Annotated in this window: 15 protein-coding genes; 8 read left to right on the forward strand and 7 right to left on the reverse strand. The window is 55.7% G+C overall.

All coding sequences use genetic code 11. The features are described 5' to 3' along the window. Positions 1-603: 603 nt before the first annotated feature. The gene (locus E0E17_RS00500) at positions 604-1,014 is read right to left on the reverse strand and encodes an endonuclease domain-containing protein (RefSeq protein ID WP_130830785.1); all 411 of its coding nucleotides are present in this window, start codon (positions 1,012-1,014) and stop codon (positions 604-606) included. 156 nt (positions 1,015-1,170) lie between these two features. Here E0E17_RS00500 and E0E17_RS00505 point away from each other — a divergent pair, with 156 nt between their 5' ends. From E0E17_RS00505 to sanA, 5 genes are all read left to right on the forward strand, one after another. Continuing rightward, a complete protein-coding gene (locus tag E0E17_RS00505; protein ID WP_130830786.1) occupies positions 1,171-1,569 on the forward strand; it encodes a CidA/LrgA family protein in 399 nt (132 codons plus the stop codon). After that, positions 1,562-2,254 carry a CidB/LrgB family autolysis modulator gene (locus tag E0E17_RS00510; RefSeq protein ID WP_130830787.1) on the forward strand — a complete coding sequence of 231 codons (693 nt, stop codon included), beginning with the start codon at positions 1,562-1,564 and terminating at the stop codon, positions 2,252-2,254. Before E0E17_RS00505 ends, E0E17_RS00510 begins: the two co-directional genes overlap by 8 nt. Positions 2,255-2,376: 122 nt before the next feature. Further along, on the forward strand, positions 2,377-3,267 hold the full coding sequence (gene cdd / locus E0E17_RS00515) for a cytidine deaminase (protein WP_130830788.1): 891 nt from the start codon (positions 2,377-2,379) through the stop codon (positions 3,265-3,267). A 167-nt stretch (positions 3,268-3,434) separates the two neighbouring features. Then, the gene (locus E0E17_RS00520; RefSeq protein WP_130830789.1) at positions 3,435-5,132 is read left to right on the forward strand and encodes an NAD-dependent malic enzyme; all 1,698 of its coding nucleotides are present in this window, start codon (positions 3,435-3,437) and stop codon (positions 5,130-5,132) included. 136 nt (positions 5,133-5,268) lie between these two features. Next, on the forward strand, positions 5,269-5,988 hold the full coding sequence (sanA, locus tag E0E17_RS00525) for an outer membrane permeability protein SanA (RefSeq protein ID WP_130830790.1): 720 nt from the start codon (positions 5,269-5,271) through the stop codon (positions 5,986-5,988). 54 nt (positions 5,989-6,042) lie between these two features. Here sanA and mglC read toward each other — a convergent pair whose 3' ends face one another. The 6 genes from mglC to folE form a co-directional block, all read right to left on the reverse strand. Beyond that, positions 6,043-7,053, reverse strand: coding sequence for a galactose/methyl galactoside ABC transporter permease MglC (gene mglC, locus E0E17_RS00530; RefSeq protein ID WP_130830791.1), 1,011 nt, complete (start codon positions 7,051-7,053; stop codon positions 6,043-6,045). A 19-nt stretch (positions 7,054-7,072) separates the two neighbouring features. After that, the gene (gene mglA / locus E0E17_RS00535; protein WP_130830792.1) at positions 7,073-8,593 is read right to left on the reverse strand and encodes a galactose/methyl galactoside ABC transporter ATP-binding protein MglA; all 1,521 of its coding nucleotides are present in this window, start codon (positions 8,591-8,593) and stop codon (positions 7,073-7,075) included. 70 nt (positions 8,594-8,663) lie between these two features. Continuing rightward, on the reverse strand, positions 8,664-9,659 hold the full coding sequence (gene mglB / locus E0E17_RS00540; RefSeq protein ID WP_130830793.1) for a galactose/glucose ABC transporter substrate-binding protein MglB: 996 nt from the start codon (positions 9,657-9,659) through the stop codon (positions 8,664-8,666). Positions 9,660-9,970: 311 nt separating this feature from the next. Further along, on the reverse strand, positions 9,971-11,011 hold the full coding sequence (gene galS, locus E0E17_RS00545; RefSeq protein ID WP_130830794.1) for an HTH-type transcriptional regulator GalS: 1,041 nt from the start codon (positions 11,009-11,011) through the stop codon (positions 9,971-9,973). Positions 11,012-11,158: 147 nt separating this feature from the next. After that, positions 11,159-12,319, reverse strand: a complete 1,161-nt coding sequence (gene yeiB, locus E0E17_RS00550) for a DUF418 domain-containing protein YeiB (protein ID WP_130830795.1) — start codon at positions 12,317-12,319, stop codon at positions 11,159-11,161. Between the two features lie 56 nt (positions 12,320-12,375). Continuing rightward, on the reverse strand, positions 12,376-13,041 hold the full coding sequence (folE, locus tag E0E17_RS00555; RefSeq protein ID WP_130830796.1) for a GTP cyclohydrolase I FolE: 666 nt from the start codon (positions 13,039-13,041) through the stop codon (positions 12,376-12,378). A 246-nt stretch (positions 13,042-13,287) separates the two neighbouring features. Between folE and ptrR the strand changes: the two genes are divergently transcribed. The 3 genes from ptrR to fghA all read left to right on the forward strand — a co-directional run bounded on the left by ptrR (position 13,288) and on the right by fghA (position 16,270). Next, positions 13,288-14,202, forward strand: coding sequence for a putrescine utilization regulator PtrR (gene ptrR, locus E0E17_RS00560; protein WP_130830797.1), 915 nt, complete (start codon positions 13,288-13,290; stop codon positions 14,200-14,202). 88 nt (positions 14,203-14,290) lie between these two features. After that, positions 14,291-15,415: an S-(hydroxymethyl)glutathione dehydrogenase/class III alcohol dehydrogenase gene (locus E0E17_RS00565; RefSeq protein WP_130830798.1), complete on the forward strand. Its 1,125-nt coding sequence runs from the start codon at positions 14,291-14,293 to the stop codon at positions 15,413-15,415. Positions 15,416-15,427: 12 nt separating this feature from the next. Then, the gene (gene fghA, locus E0E17_RS00570; protein ID WP_130830799.1) at positions 15,428-16,270 is read left to right on the forward strand and encodes an S-formylglutathione hydrolase; all 843 of its coding nucleotides are present in this window, start codon (positions 15,428-15,430) and stop codon (positions 16,268-16,270) included. The last annotated feature ends 1 nt before the right edge of the window (position 16,271 follow it).

Raw genomic sequence — 16,271 nt, forward strand, 5'->3', positions numbered from 1 at the left:
TGCACGCCTCCGCCGTCGGGGCACGCTCTGCCCCCTCTCCCGCCTGCGGGAGAGGGCTGGGGTGAGGGCTATGTAACACCCCTGCTGCCTCACTGCCATTTGTTGCACGCCTCCGCCGTCAGGGCACGCTCTGCCCCCTCTCCCGCTTGCGGGAGAGGGCTGGGATGAGGGCGACGTAACACACCTGCTGCCTCACCGCCTTTTGTTGCACACCTCTCCCGTCAGGGCACGCTCTGCTCCCTCTCCCGCTTGCGGGAGAGGGCTGGGGTGAGGGCGACGTAACACCCCCGCTGCCTCACTGCCATTGGTTGCTCGCCTCTCCTGTCAGGGCCCTTCCTCTCCCTCTCCCGCTTGCGGGAGAGGGCTGGGGTGGGGGCGACGTAACACCCCCACTACCTCACTGCCATTTGTTGCTCGCCTCCGCCGTCGGGGCACGCTCTGCCCCCTCTCCCGCTTGCGGGAGAGGGCTGGGGTGGGGGCGACGTAACACCCCCACTACCTCACTGCCATTTGTTGCTCGCCTCTCCCGTCGGGGCACGCTCTGCCCCCTCTCCCGCTTGCGGGAGAGGGCTGGGGTGAGGGCGATGTAACACCCCCACTACCTCACTGCCTTTTGTTGCACGCCTCTCCCGTCGGGGCACGCTCTGCCCCCTCTCCCGCTTGCGGGAGAGGGCTGGGGTGAGGGCCAGCAACCTCACAGATCTGCCGCAACACCGCATCCAGCGCATTAAACACCTCATGATTCCAGAAACGTAACACCCGCCAGCCCTGGCGCTGTAAATAGCGTGTCCTTCTGGCATCATAATCCTGCTGCGCCAGATGCTGCCCGCCATCCAGCTCAATCACCAGCCGTAACTCCGGGCAGGCGAAATCGGCAATAAAAGGACCAATCGCATGTTGACGGCGAAACTTCCATCCCTGCAGAGCGCGATTTCTCAGATAACGCCATAACCGACGTTCAGCATCGCTCATCCGGTGACGCAAAGCGCGACAGCGCTGTTTATGCTTATTCATCAGGCTCTCCTTGTTGTATCCTGGCCTCAGGAGAACCTGGTCTGGCGCTGTTGTCCGTTTTCAGCGCTAATAATGGAATCTGCCGCACAAAATGTGATCGGTAGCACGCTTATGGAATTACGCGTATGATAACCGCAATAAAAACAGGAGCCTGTCATGCCCACCGTGCTGTCTGTCTGCTGGCGCTACCTGCGCGCCTTTATCATTATTTACCTGTGCCTGTATGCCGGTAACGGTATTGCTACCCTGCTGCCGTTCCCCCTGCCAGGCAGCATTATTGGTATGCTTATCCTCTTTGCCCTGCTCGCCTCACAACTTGTGCCGACGCGCTGGGTAAAACCGGGCTGTCACCTGCTTATCCGCAATATGGCGCTGCTGTTTGTTCCCATCAGCGTGGGCGTGATGAGCTATACCGATGTCCTCAGCGCCCAGTTTGGCCCGATTGTGGTCTCCTGTGTGGTCAGTACTGTTATCGTACTGCTGGTGGTCGGGATCAGCTCCCACCGCCTGCATGGCCCGGGCCGCGTGAATACCAGGGAGGCCGCCGATGAGTGATATCTGGTGGTCGCTGCCGCTGACGCTGGCGGCTTTCTGGCTGGCGCGCAAGCTGGCGGCCAGACTGAAAATCCCCTTGCTGAATCCGCTGCTGGTTTCCATGGCGATCATTATTCCCATCCTGTTACTGACCCATATGCCCTATGCGCGCTATTTCGCTGGCAGCGAGATACTGAATCACCTGCTGCAGCCTGCAGTGGTCGCGCTGGCGCTGCCGCTCTATGAACAGATGCATCAGATTCGCGCCCGCTGGAAATCAATTGTCAGCGTCTGCTTTATTGGCAGCATTACGGCGATGGTTTCCGGTACCGCAATTGCGCTCTGGATGGGCGCCACGCCACAAATCGCCGCCACCATTTTACCGAAATCGGTGACCACGCCGATTGCCATGGCCATTTCCGGCTCGCTGCACGGCATTCCGGCCATCAGCGCCATTTGCGTACTGCTGGCGGGCGTATTTGGTGCCGTCTTTGGTCATATGCTGCTCGATCTGTTGCGCATCAAAACCAAAGCCTCACGGGGACTGGCTATCGGCAACGCCTCGCACGCGCTGGGCACCGCCCGCTGCGCCGAGCTTGATTATCAGGAAGGGGCGTTCAGTTCGCTGGCGCTGGTGATTTGCGGGATTATTACCTCGTTACTCGCCCCCTTTCTTTTTCCCGTGCTGATGTACTGGTTTGGCTAAAACTTTGCGATAGATCTCGCAAAGTTGAAACACGGTGAAATGCTTGCATTGTCAGAGCGATACAGATCACATATAAACCGTTAAGCGGCACGCGGCCGTTTGACGATTTTAGCGAGGCAATCATGCACCCACGTTTTCATTCCGCTTTTAACCAGCTGGCGGAGCCGTTGAAGTCGGCTGTTCAGCCCATTCTGGAGGATAACCGCTTTCAGGCGCTGCTGACCCCTGACCAGATTGCCAGACTCCGGCAGCAAACCGGTATGGAAAGTGATGCCCTGGCGCTGGCGCTGCTGCCGCTGGCGGCGGCCTGCGCAGTGGTGCCTCTTTCCCGCTTTAACGTCGGCGCGATTGCACGCGGCGTGAGTGGCCACTGGTACTTTGGCGCCAATATGGAGTTTCTTCATACGCCAATGCAGCAAACCGTGCATGCAGAACAGAGCGCCATTACTCACGCCTGGCTACGCGGCGAAACACGGCTGGAAACCATCACGGTAAACTACACCCCCTGCGGGCATTGCCGTCAGTTTATGAATGAAATGAACAGCGGCACTGGCATTCGCATCAGTCTGCCCGACCGGGCGGTCAGTACGCTGGCAGATTATCTGCCGGACGCCTTTGGGCCGGGAGACTTAGCCATTGAGGAACGCCTGATGGATCAGGTGGATCACGGATATCGTCTGGAGGGAGATGCCCTGACCCAGGCGGCGATTCAGGCGGCCAGCGCCAGCCATGCCCCTTACACCCGCGCGCACAGCGGCGTGGCCCTGCTTACGCCCTCAGGCCATATTGTCAGCGGACGCTACGCCGAGAATGCAGCCTTTAACCCCAGCCTGCCGCCGCTACAGTCCGCACTGATCCTGTTGAATATGCAGGGCGAAGATATCCAGCAGATCCAGCGCGCCGTGTTAGCCGAAGCAGAAAATGCCTGCATAACGCAGCGGGACGCTACTTTCGCTACGCTTTCTGCCCTTGGCTGCCAGGTTATGGATTCTGTCGCTCTGAGCAAAGGATAATTCTCTTTTTCCTGACCAACACTTTTGTATTCTTTTATTAACAAAAGCTGTACATCTGCGGGAAATTTCATAGGATCGAGCGCCAGAATTCACTTCACAACGATGAAGGCTGGCGTTACCTTGCCCTGCGTAATGCCAGAAATAACTGAAACCGGAGCAAATACTGCATGGAACTCGACTACGAGAGTAAACGTCCTCTTTATATTCCCTACGCTGGCCCGATTTTGTTGGAATTTCCTTTGCTGAACAAAGGCAGCGCTTTTTCCATTGAAGAGCGTAACGAATTTAACCTGAATGGATTGCTGCCTGAAGCGGTGGAATCCATTGAGGAGCAGGCCAAACGTGCCTGGCGTCAATTCCAGGATTTCAAGAACAACAACGACAAACACGTTTACCTGCGTAACATTCAGGATACGAACGAAACCCTGTTCTACCGCCTGCTGGACAATCATCTTGAAGAGATGATGCCAATTATCTATACCCCGACGGTAGGCGCGGCCTGCGAGCACTTCTCAGAAATCTATCGTCGCGCGCGTGGCGTCTTTATCTCCTATCCGAACCGTGACCGCATTGAAGATATGCTGCAAAACGCCACCAAGCAGAACGTGAAGGTGATTGTAGTGACCGATGGCGAACGTATTCTCGGCCTCGGCGATCAGGGGATCGGCGGTATGGGCATCCCTATTGGTAAGCTTTCCCTTTATACCGCCTGCGGGGGCATCAGTCCGGCGTATACCCTCCCTGTGGTACTGGATGTTGGTACTAATAATCAGCAACTGCTTAACGATCCGCTTTATATGGGCTGGCGTCATCCGCGTATTACCGGCGAAGAGTATGACGCCTTCGTCAACGAATTTATCCAGGCGGTAAAACGTCGCTGGCCGAAAGTGCTGCTGCAGTTTGAAGATTTTGCCCAGAAAAACGCCATGCCGCTGCTGGAGCGTTATCGCGATGAGATCTGCTGTTTTAATGATGACATTCAGGGCACCGCCGCCGTTACCGTGGGCACCCTGATCGCTGCCAGCCGTGCCGCGGGCAGCCGTTTATGTGAACAAAAAGTGGTGTTCCTCGGCGCCGGTTCCGCCGGTTGCGGTATCGCTGAGCAGATTATCGCGCAGATGAAATCTGAAGGGTTAAGCGACGAAGAGGCGCGCTCGCGCGTTATGATGGTGGACCGCTATGGTCTGCTGACCGACAAGTTGCCGAACCTGCTCGACTTCCAGAGCCGACTGGTGCAGAAAAGTGAAAAACTGGCTGGCTGGGATATCACCAGCGACTCTATTTCACTGATGGACGTGGTGCGTAACGCGAAACCCAGCATCCTGATCGGCGTCTCCGGCCAGCCAGGCCTGTTTACCGAAGAGATTATCCGCGAGATGCATCGTCACTGTCCGCGTCCTGTCGTGATGCCGCTGTCAAATCCCACCTCACGCGTGGAAGCGACGCCAGCGGATATTATCGCCTGGACCGACGGGGCCGCGCTGGTCGCCACCGGCAGTCCTTTCTCGCCGGTCAGCTGGAAAGGGAAAACCTACCCCATCGCCCAGTGTAACAACGCCTATATCTTCCCGGGTATCGGGCTTGGCGTGATCGCTTCGGGTGCCGCGCGCGTCACGGATTCGATGCTGATGACCGCCAGCCGCGCGCTCGCCGACTGTTCGCCGCTGGTGAACGAAGGTGAAGGCCCGGTGCTGCCGGAAATCAAAGATATTCAGGGCGTCTCTAAGGTGATTGCCATGGAAGTGGGCAAAGCGGCGCAGCTGGCCGGCGTGGCGGTCGTCACCTCGGAAGATGTGCTGTCACAATCCATTGCCAATAACTTCTGGCTGCCGCAGTATCGCCACTATCGCCGCACCTCGATTTAATCTCCCTGCCTGCCGGATCCTGCGCGATCCGGCAGCGCTTAAAAAAGCCTCAGCCAGCCAGCAGCGGCTTGCTTCCCTGCGGTGCCTCAAGTAGCCTTGTGCCATTAAAACAGTCTGACAACGAGTGCCCGGACGCATGCTGAAACGCGTTTTCTTTGGTTTGCTTTTCATCATCTTAGCGATGGTGGCGGCCGCGCTTGCGCTCGATCGCTGGATCGGCTGGAAAACCGCGCCTTTCATCTATGAAAATGTCGCCTCGCTGCCCCATCGTCAGGTTGGCGTGGTGCTGGGCACCGCCAAGTATTACCGCACCGGCGTGCTCAACCAGTATTATCTCTACCGCATGCAGGGCGCGCTGAACGCCTATAACAGCGGCAAGGTTAATTATCTGCTGCTGAGCGGCGATAATGCCCAGCAAAGCTATAACGAGCCCATGACGATGCGGCGTGATTTGATCAAGGCGGGGGTCGATCCGGCGGATATTGTGCTGGACTATGCCGGTTTCCGTACTCTGGACTCGATTGTGCGCACGCGCAAAGTGTTCGATACCAACGATTTTATTATTATCACTCAGCGCTTCCATTGCGAGCGCGCGCTGTTTATCGCTCTGCATCTGGGTATTCAGGCGCAATGTTATGCCGTGCCCTCCCCCAAAAACATGCTCAGCGTACGCCTGCGTGAAGTGGGAGCCCGCCTCGGCGCGCTGGTAGACCTTTACATCATGAAGCGTGAACCGCGCTTTCTCGGTCCGCTGGTGCCGATTCCTGCCATCCATGAGATTCCGCAGGACGCCCCCAGCTATCCGGCGGTTACCCCCGAGCAGTTGCTGGATATGGAACAGAAACTTCACCAGTAGTCGTTGCCCATAAAAAAGGCGGCCCGCAGGCCGCCCGATGTGTCGCGCAGATGATTACTTCTTGCGCGCGTATTTCAGGGAATCCAGCGCCACGGCGAAAATAATGATGCCGCCCTTGATGATGTACTGCCAGTAAGGGTTCACGCCGATATAGGTCAGACCGTAGTTAATGACGGTAAAGATAATCACACCGGTCACCACGCCCGCGACAGTACCTACACCACCGGCAAAGGAGACGCCGCCAACTACACAGGCCGCAATCGCATCCAGCTCATACATAAAGCCGAGGTTGTTGGTCGCACTGCCGATACGGCCCGCTTCCAGCATACCGCCGAAGGCATAGAACACGCCGGACAGAGCGTAAACCAGGATCAGGTTAAGCGGTACGTTAACGCCAGAGACTTTCGCTGCTTCCGGGTTACCACCGATAGCAAAGATGTTTTTACCGAAGCGGGTTTTGTTCCACAGAATCCAGACAAACACGATGGCGATCATGGCGTAGAAGGTGATGTACGACAGTTTGAAATCGCCGAATTTCAGGAAGCCCTGGGTAAAGCTTGAGAAGCCCGCGTCAAAGCCCGCAATCGGCGAAGCCCCGACGTAATCGTAATAGAGTGAGTTCACACCATACACGATGATCATCGTACCCAGCGTGGTGATAAAGGGCGTCACCTTCAGGTAAGCGATCACCAGGCCGTTGATCAGGCCAATCACGGCACCGATAGCGCAGACGATCACAATCACCAGCGCAATCGGCATGGTTTCCAGATTGGGAAACACTTTGTTGACGTTTTCCATCGATTGCAGCAGCGTCGCTGCAACCACTGCCGCCAGACCCACCTGACGTCCGGCAGAGAGATCGGTACCCTGGGTAACAATCAGTCCTGCTACCCCGAGCGCAATAATGATACGCACAGAAGATTGCGTCAGAATATTACTCAGGTTCATTAAGCTTAAAAATGTCGGGTCCTGGAAAATAATAATGGCCAGCAAAACCAGCAGAACGACATAAATGCCGCCCTCTTTCAGCCAGGTTAGCGCATTCTTTTTTGTAGTCGCTTTCATGTTAACAGCCCTTGCTTCATTAAAGGTGTAATGACGCTAAACGCAATATTTCGTTCTGCGTGGTCGTTTTAGTATCAACAATGCCCGCCACCTGACCGTTGCTCATTACCAGAATACGATCGGTAATGCCCAACAACTCCGGCATTTCAGAAGAGATAATAATGATGCCTTTCTCTTTCTTCGCCAGCTCGGCAATCAGCTGATAGATTTCAAATTTAGCCCCAACGTCAATACCGCGCGTTGGTTCATCAAGCATCAGGATTTCAGGCTGGGTTAATAGCCAGCGACCGATAATCACTTTTTGCTGATTACCGCCAGAAAGCGAACCAATTTGCGTATGATGACCCGGCGTTTTTACCCGCATGGAATCGATAACCCATTGGGTATCGCTTTTCATGCGTTTGTTATCCAGCAGACCGATATTGTTTTTATATTTTTTAATATTGGAGATAAGCGAGTTAAAACCAATATCAAGATAGGCATAAATACCGGTGGAGCGACGCTCTTCCGTCACCAGGGCAAAACCGTGGTTGATGGCTTCATTGGCGCTATTGTTATTGATCGGTTTACCGTGCAGCTTAATGGTGCCGCTCGCCTTTTCGCGGATACCAAATAAGGTTTCCACGATATCGGTACGTTTGGCGCCCACCAGCCCGGCAATGCCGAGGATCTCCCCTTTATGCAGATCAAATGAGACATCGCGAATCGACGGCTGACGCAGCGAGGTGAGATTACGCACTTCCAGGATGGTTTCACCCGGTACGTTGGTTTTATCCGGGAAGCGCTGGTTCAGGGAACGGCCTACCATCATAGAGATGATCTTATCCATATCCAGCCCTTCCAGCGGCTGGGTGGCGATCCACTGACCATCACGCAGAATCGTAATTTCATCACACAGCTGGAAGATCTCTTCCATTTTGTGCGAGATATAGACGATACCGCAACCGCGGTCTTTTAATTTACGAATAATGGTAAAAAGATGATTGACCTCTTTTTCCGTCAGCGACGAGGTCGGTTCATCCATAATAACTATCCTGGCATTATAGGAAAACGCTTTGGCAATTTCGATCATCTGCATTTGCGAGACCGATAAATTCATTACCTTATCGCGCGGGTCGATATTAATATCCAGTTCGTCAAAGATCGCTTTGGTATCGCGATACATTTTATCCTGATCGACAAACAGGCCTTTGCGCGGATAACGTCCCAGCCACATGTTATCCATCACGGTGCGTTGTAATACCAGGTTCAGTTCCTGGTGCACCATAGAAACGCCATTTTCCAGCGCCTCTTTTGAACTCTTAAAGTTAACTTCTTCACCCTGAAACAGGATGCTCCCCGTATCTTTACTGTAAATACCAAACAGGCATTTTAATAATGTTGATTTCCCGGCGCCGTTCTCTCCCATCAGGGCGTGAACGGAATGTGGCCGCACTTTTAAATTAACATTATCTAAGGCTTTTACCCCTGGAAATGATTTTGACACATTCGTCATTTCCAGCAGATATTCACGCTGCGCGGTCGGATTATCACTGGCCATAATTTACCTGGCTAAAAAAAGCGTTGGTCACGAGAAAAAGGCGCGGCCTGAGACCGCGCCCGGAACTGTATTATTTCGTGAACTGCGACAGATTGTCTTTATCAACGGCAACGTAAGGAACGCGGACAATTTTGTCAGCAATCTTAAAGCTGGTACCTTCGGTAGCAGGTTTGCCATCCGCCAGGTTCTTCGCAATGTCCAGCGTGGCTTTCGCCTGGTTTTCCGCATCGTTCAGCACGGTACCCACCATAGCGCCTGATTTCACCAGCGCCATCGCTTCTGGTAAGGCATCTACGCCAAACACCGGAATAGAGGTTTTATTGTGTGCTTTCAGCGCTTCAACGGCACCCATCGCCATCGCATCGTTGTTGGCGATAACCACTTCGATTTTGTTGGCATTCGGGCCGGACAGCCAGGCGTCTACTTTATCTTTCGCCTGCGCGGTATCCCACATCGCGGTATCCATAGCTAACTGCTGGGTTTTAATACCCGACTTGTTCAGCGTATCGATAACATATTTGGTACGCGCTTCCGCATCAGGGTGGCCCGGCTCGCCTTTCAGCAGCACAAACTGAATCTGACCATCTTTGTTCAGATCCCAGGCTGGCGTGGCTTTCCAGTGCTTCTCAATCAGCTGGCCCTGAATAATGCCTGACTCTTTAGAGTCGGTGCCCACATAATACGCTTTGTCATAACCGGCCAGCACTTTGGCGTTGGGCTCTTTGTTAAAGAACACCACCGGCACGTCGTTGCTGCGTGCTTTATCAACCACTACCGCAGCCGCAGCCGGGTCAACCAGGTTAATCGCCAGCGCTTTCACGCCTTTCGCCATCAGCACGTCGATCTGATCGTTCTGTTTGGATTGGTCGTTCTGTGAGTCATTCATCAGTAACTGAACGCCACCCAGCGCTTTGGCTTCTTTCTCAATATCTTTGCGCACCATCGACATAAAGTTATCGTCATATTTGTAGATGGTAACGCCGATGCGGGTGTCCGCTGCCTGTGCAGTTGCGCCAAACATCATGCTGGCAACCAATGCTGTGAGCGTGAAAACCTTCTTATTCATGGTATCTCCGGTTTTTTTGCAGGGTATTCTTGCTCTGTGACTCCGGGATGGAGAACAGAGCAATCGGTAAAAACGATCGGTCAGGCGGAACGCTATGCAATGCTGCGTGATGCCGCTGGACCCCGGTTCAAATCCTGACTTCCCTGTGCATTACCCCTTCCTGAAAGCTGCTGTGCACCCTTGCTGTTTGTTACTGCAACCAGACTGCCAGGTGCCTGTGGCGTTACATAATGTTTCAGTCCGGTAAGATGCTGTCATCATAGAGAGCGCCCTGTTAATTAACTGTGAATGTAATCACAGATTGAAAACGGTTACATGGAGGAATCGCCTGAATTAGTGACCAACTCCACATTTTGCCGGGCTGCCACGGAATGGCGACGTACCAGTGTCGGCATAAAGCAGTGGCTGGCGTCAGGATCCAGCTGTCCCGCCGCGCCTTTCAGCGCCAGTTCGGTGGCCAGTTTTGCCATAGAAACAATAGGATAACGGATGGTGGTCAGTTGCGGATCGGTATAACGTGAAATGGGAATATCATCAAAGCCGATGACAGAAAAATGCTGTGGCACCTGAATGCCGTTATCCTTTAAGGCTGTCAGCGCACCCGCCGCCATGCCATCGTTATAGGTAAATACCGCCGTTAAATGCAGGTTGCGCCCGAGCAACTCCACCATTGCCGCTTCACCGCCCTGCATATCGGGCTCGGCGCTGGCAATCCAGCCCTCCGGCGGCGTAATGCCCTGCTCCGCCAGCGCCTGCAACCAGCCGGTGCGCCGCTGGTCGGCATCTTCAATCGCATGCGCCGAACAAAGATAACCGATACGCTGATGTCCCTGCTGCAGCAGCATGCGGGTCGCCATCAGCGAACCGGTGACGTTATCCAGACAGACGCAGCGATGTTCATAGCCGGGCACGCTGCGGTTAATCAGCACCATACCGGGCACCTGCTCCATAAAATCAGCCAGCTCCGCGTCAGAAAGGGTTTTGGCATGCACTACCAGCGCGTTACAGCGCTGACGCATCAGAACCTCGATAGCGTGACGCTCTTTCTCCTCCTGATGCCAGGAGTTACTGATAAGAACATGTTTTTGCATGCGCTGAGCCACGGTATCCACTGCTTTTACCAGCGCGCCAAAGAAGGGATCGGACACATCCATCACCACCACGCCAATGGTGTCACTGACCTGAGTAGCCAGCGCCTGCGCGTTGGCATTTGGGCGATATCCGAGAGATTCAACAGCTTGCAGGACGACTTCACGGGTTTCCGGCGTGACGACACTGCTGTTGTTCAGTACGCGCGAGACGGTCGCTACCGACACGCCCGCCTGACGAGCTACATCACGAATTGTTATCATGCAATTGTTCCACAGAGGAAAAATGCGCGTAGCGCCTGATAAGATAATGAGCGCTATTTTGTCAGGCGCATCAACTGCACAGCGTGAAACAGGTCACACGAATGAAAACGGTTACATACAATTATGTGACCTTTGTGATGGAGGTCATCATCTGAGGGGGGCGTTATCGCGGGTCGTTCCAGCGGAATGCTGTGTCAGCCAGCGCCACAGCCACTCCAGCGGCCCCTGCGGGAAATAGCGCAGCCAGATCACCGAGAAAAGCAGGTTGACCAGCCAGATAGCCGGTACAAAGACAAGCAGCGTCAGGCGATCAAAATGCAGGAACAGCTGGAAGCGGTAGAACAGCGTGGTGCAGATCAGCGTCTGCAGCAGATAGTTGGTCAGCGCCATGCGTCCCACGCACTGTATCGCATAGCTGATGCGCCAGCGGGCAATCTGCGGCCACCAGGCAAAGCAGATCGCCGCATAACCCAGGCTGATAAAAGGACTGGAGAGATCGCGCGGCACCTGCAAAAAGAACCCGCTCCAGCGAAACGCCCACTCCAGCTGCCACTGGGCGATAACGCCAGGCACGGCGATCAACCAGCCCAGCGTCAGCAGCAGCAGCGCACTGCGTCGGTAGTGCTGCGGACTAAACTCCCCTTTCAGCCAGCCGTTGCGCATCAGAGCCGCGCCGATCATCATCAGCCCGGCCAGCTGCCAGCCATATTGCGACGCCAGCGCCATCAGGCCGGAAGCGAGCTGATCAAGACGCTGCTGAAAGGCCTGCCAGCCGCCGTTCAGCTTCCAGTCGCGCTCCAGCGCCAGTTCTGTCGCGCCCGGCAGCCACCCGCTGCCGCCATAGGGGCTGGAGATCATACCAAACACCAGCAGCACGCCGCAGCCGGTCAGATAAAGTAGTATGCCGGTCTGCAGCAGCGATCGCGTCGAGGGCACATCGCGTATCACCCGCCAGGCAATCAGACCGATGATGCCGTAATCCAGCAGGATATCCCCTTCCCAGAAGAAAAGGGTATGAATAAGACCAAACAGCACCAGCCAGGTGAGACGGGCGCTCAGCCAGCGCGAGCCACGCGGCAACTGCAGCTGCAGCCCGCCACCAAACAATAGCGCAAACAGGGTGAGGAATTTCAGCTGCGCCAGCGTATCCATGATGCCCCATGTCCAGGCATCAGCCGCGGTGATCTGGCCTTGCCAGGCGGGATTCAGATAGGCGGCGGCGGGCAGACCGAAACCGACAATATTAAGTAACAGGATACCGAGAACGGCACAACCACGAATGAAATCCAGCGCAAGATAGCGTTGCATGCAGCATCCTGTTTCAGTGAAAACGGGCGACAGGGGATCGCCCGGAAAGTACGTGCTTAGTTGTGGCGTACCGCGCGCAGGAATTCCTGACGGGTATTCTGGCTCGATTTAAACAGGCCGCCCAGCGAGGTGGTGGTGGTGGCGCTGGTAGCATCCTGGATACCGCGCGCCTTGACACAGTAGTGCACCGCGTCGATAGAGACCGCCACGTTGCTGGTGCCGAGCAGGGTTTGCAGGGCAATAAGGATCTGCTGCGTCAGACGCTCCTGCACCTGTGGACGCTGAGCGAAGAACTGCACGATACGGTTAATTTTGGAAAGGCCGATCACTTTCTCTTTCGGGATATAGGCGACGGTGGCTTTGCCATCAATAGTGACAAAATGGTGTTCACAGGTACTGGTCAGGGTGATATCCCGTACCGTTACCATCTCATCCACCTTCATTTTGTTTTCAATCAGGGTGATTTTCGGGAAATTCGCGTAATCGAGGCCGGAGAAAATTTCATTCACATACATTTTGGCGATGCGATGCGGTGTTTCCATCAGGCTGTCATCTTCCAGATCGAGATTCAGTAGCTGCATCACCTCGGTCATATGGCTGGCAATCAGGCGCTTGCGGGTTTCGTCGTCCATGTCACGCGCAGGCGCACGTAGCGGGGTTTCCAGGCCACGCGCCAGCAGTGTTTCATGAACCAGGGCGGCTTCCTGACTAAGGATGGTCATCTCTTTTTCTCTCCGACAGGTGATGCACCCGCCGGACAGACCAGCGGGCAGTAGTTCTGAGGCTGTATTGTGAAACACTCTGCGCAGGTAATCCAGCAATCAATCTGATTGGCGCGAAAGCTTTTCATGATGCCTGGCAGCAGCGCATCTGGGGTTAAACGCTTTCCCCTTGCCTGGCGACGGGCAGGCGGTTAAACTCACAGAATGTGAATAATCACCCACAAGTTGTTTACGAGAAAAGAATAGATGGATTTAGTCCAGTTACGTATGTTCTGTTCCGTGGCCGAAACCGGTTCGCTGGCACGCGCAGCGGAACAACTGCACCGCGTTCCTTCCAACCTGACCACCCGTCTCCGCCAGCTCGAAGAAGAACTGGGGGTCGACCTGTTTATTCGCGAGAAACAGCGCCTGCGTCTGTCGCCGATGGGGCATAACTTTCTCAACTATGCCCAACGCATCCTCGCGCTGAGCGACGAGGCGCTGAGCCTGACGCGTACCGGTGAACCGGCAGGCAATTTTGCGCTGGGATCGATGGAGAGCACAGCGGCGACGCGCCTGCCCGCCCTGCTGGCCGCTTACCATCAGCGCTATCCGGCGGTTTCCCTTTCGCTGATTACCGGCACCTCCGGAGAAATTATTGACCGGGTGCGCGAAGGCACGCTGGCGGCCGCGCTGGTGGACGGCCCGGCGCACTACGATGAAATCCACGGCTGTATCGCCTTTCGCGAAGAGATGGTGCTGATCACCAGTCTGGATCATGCGCCGATTCGCAGCGCGCGCGATGCTGCTGGCGATACCCTGTTCGCCTTTCGCAACAGCTGCTCCTATCGCCTCAAGCTGGAGGCCTGGTACCGCGACAGCCAAACCCAGCCCGACAGCGTGATGGAAATTCAGTCTTACCACGCCATGCTGGCCTGCGTGGCGGCCGGCGCGGGAGTGGCGATGATCCCGGCCTCAGTGCTGGCGCAAATGCCGGATCGGCACCGCGTGCAAACCCATGCGTTGCCGCCGCAGTACCACGATACCGCCACCTGGCTACTGTGGCGGCGCGACGCCTTTACGCCCAACGTAGAGGCATTGAAGTACCTGATTATTGAACAGTTCGCCGACAGCGAACTGCCAGAAGAGGCAGCGTTGACGCAAAAAACGCAGTCAAAGTGACCACTTACGCGCTATTTTTATCTTTACACACCATCACCCGGAGACAGCAGCCTGTGCTGCCCACTCCTGAAACAATAAGAGGGACACCATGAATATGATCAAAACCCGCGCTGCCGTTGCCTGGGCCGCTGGCGAGCCGCTGAAAATTGAAGAAGTGGATCTGATGCCGCCCCAGAAAGGCGAAGTGCTGGTGCGCATTGTAGCGACCGGCGTGTGCCATACCGATGCCTACACCCTGTCGGGCAAAGATCCGGAAGGCGTTTTCCCGGCGATTCTCGGCCATGAAGGTGGCGGTATCGTGGAAGCAGTGGGTGAAGGCGTTACCAGCGTGGCACCTGGCGATCATGTGATCCCGCTTTACACCCCCGAATGCGGTAAATGTAAATTCTGTCTCTCCGGCAAAACCAACCTGTGTCAGGCGATTCGGACCACGCAGGGGAAAGGATTGATGCCGGACGGCACCACCCGTTTCTTCAAGGATGGCAAACCGATTTTCCACTATATGGGCACCTCCACCTTCTCTGAATACACCGTAGTGCCGGAAATTTCGCTGGCGAAAATCAGTAAAGAAGCGCCGCTGGAAGAAGTCTGCCTGCTCGGTTGCGGCGTCACCACCGGTATGGGCGCCGTGATGAACACCGCCAAAGTGAAAGAAGGCGACACGGTCGCGATTTTCGGCCTTGGCGGCATTGGCCTGTCGGCGATTATCGGTGCGCAGATGGCGAAAGCGGGCCGCATTATCGGCATCGACATCAATACCAGTAAGTTTGACCTGGCGCGCAAGCTGGGAGCCACCGATCTGATCAACCCCAACGATTACGACAAACCGATTCAGGAAGTAATTGTTGAGTTAACCGACGGCGGTGTCGATTTCTCTTTTGAGTGTATCGGTAACGTCAACGTGATGCGTTCGGCGCTGGAGTGCTGTCATAAAGGCTGGGGCGAGTCGGTGATTATCGGCGTCGCGGGTGCAGGCAAAGAGATTTCTACCCGTCCGTTCCAGCTGGTAACCGGTCGCGTCTGGCGCGGTTCCGCCTTTGGCGGCGTGAAAGGTCGCTCGCAGCTGCCGGGTATCGTGCAGGATTATCTCGACGGCAAGTTCGCCCTGAACGATTTCATCACCCATACCATGCCGCTGGAAGAGATTAACAACGCCTTTGACCTGATGCATGAAGGTAAATCGATCCGCTCCGTGATCCATTTCACCAAATAAGCAGGAGGAGCCATGGCTTCCACGCTGGAATTACTGGAAGAACATCGCATGTTTGGCGGCTGGCAACAGCGCTGGCGGCATCAGTCGGAGGTCCTGGGCTGCCCGATGACCTTTGGCATTTTCCTGCCCAATCCGGGCGGCGATACGCCGCCGCCAGCGGTCTGGTTTCTCGCCGGCCTGACCTGCACCGATGAAAATTTCACCACCAAAGCGGGCGCGCAGCGCGTGGCCGCCGAACTGGGGCTGGTGCTGATTATGCCGGACACCAGCCCGCGCGGCGATCAGGTGCCTAATGATGAGAGTTACGATCTGGGCCAGGGCGCGGGGTTTTATCTCAACGCCACCCGCGAGCCCTGGTCGACGCACTACCGTATGTTTGACTATCTCAGCGAGGAGTTGCCGGCGCTGATTCAGGATAACTTCAAGGTGAGCGAGCGTCAGGCGATCATGGGACATTCAATGGGCGGTCATGGCGCGCTGATGCTGGCGCTGCGCCTGCCGAACCGCTTTGCTTCGGTCTCCGCCTTTGCGCCTATCGTCAATCCGTGCGAAGTGCCCTGGGGACAGAAGGCGTTCCAGGCCTATCTGGGCGAAGATCGTCACCGCTGGCGCGCCTGGGACAGCTGCCATCTGATTCGCGAGGTACAGCACCGCCTGCCGATGCTGATTGACCAGGGCGACAGCGATCAGTTTCTTTCCGATCAGCTGCAGCCGGAGCGCCTGGAAGCGGCGGCCAGCGAAAGCGGCTTCCCGCTGACGCTGCGCATTCAGCCAGGTTACGACCACAGCTACTTTTTTATCGCCAGCTTTGTGGAAGATCACCTGCGCTTTCATGCCCGCCATCTGCTGGTCTGAT

Source organism: [Erwinia] mediterraneensis (genome assembly GCF_900604315.1).
GTDB classification, from domain to species: domain Bacteria; phylum Pseudomonadota; class Gammaproteobacteria; order Enterobacterales; family Enterobacteriaceae; genus Pantoea; species Pantoea mediterraneensis_A.

Coding starts and splice junctions, on each gene's coding strand:
- E0E17_RS00500 (WP_130830785.1), bottom strand. CDS start 1,014: ATGAATAAGCATAAACAGCGCTGTCGCGCTTTGCGTCACCGGATGAGC.
- E0E17_RS00505 (WP_130830786.1), top strand. CDS start 1,171: ATGCCCACCGTGCTGTCTGTCTGCTGGCGCTACCTGCGCGCCTTTATC.
- E0E17_RS00510 (WP_130830787.1), top strand. CDS start 1,562: ATGAGTGATATCTGGTGGTCGCTGCCGCTGACGCTGGCGGCTTTCTGG.
- cdd (WP_130830788.1), top strand. CDS start 2,377: ATGCACCCACGTTTTCATTCCGCTTTTAACCAGCTGGCGGAGCCGTTG.
- E0E17_RS00520 (WP_130830789.1), top strand. CDS start 3,435: ATGGAACTCGACTACGAGAGTAAACGTCCTCTTTATATTCCCTACGCT.
- sanA (WP_130830790.1), top strand. CDS start 5,269: ATGCTGAAACGCGTTTTCTTTGGTTTGCTTTTCATCATCTTAGCGATG.
- mglC (WP_130830791.1), bottom strand. CDS start 7,053: ATGAAAGCGACTACAAAAAAGAATGCGCTAACCTGGCTGAAAGAGGGC.
- mglA (WP_130830792.1), bottom strand. CDS start 8,593: ATGGCCAGTGATAATCCGACCGCGCAGCGTGAATATCTGCTGGAAATG.
- mglB (WP_130830793.1), bottom strand. CDS start 9,659: ATGAATAAGAAGGTTTTCACGCTCACAGCATTGGTTGCCAGCATGATG.
- galS (WP_130830794.1), bottom strand. CDS start 11,011: ATGATAACAATTCGTGATGTAGCTCGTCAGGCGGGCGTGTCGGTAGCG.
- yeiB (WP_130830795.1), bottom strand. CDS start 12,319: ATGCAACGCTATCTTGCGCTGGATTTCATTCGTGGTTGTGCCGTTCTC.
- folE (WP_130830796.1), bottom strand. CDS start 13,041: ATGACCATCCTTAGTCAGGAAGCCGCCCTGGTTCATGAAACACTGCTG.
- ptrR (WP_130830797.1), top strand. CDS start 13,288: ATGGATTTAGTCCAGTTACGTATGTTCTGTTCCGTGGCCGAAACCGGT.
- E0E17_RS00565 (WP_130830798.1), top strand. CDS start 14,291: ATGAATATGATCAAAACCCGCGCTGCCGTTGCCTGGGCCGCTGGCGAG.
- fghA (WP_130830799.1), top strand. CDS start 15,428: ATGGCTTCCACGCTGGAATTACTGGAAGAACATCGCATGTTTGGCGGC.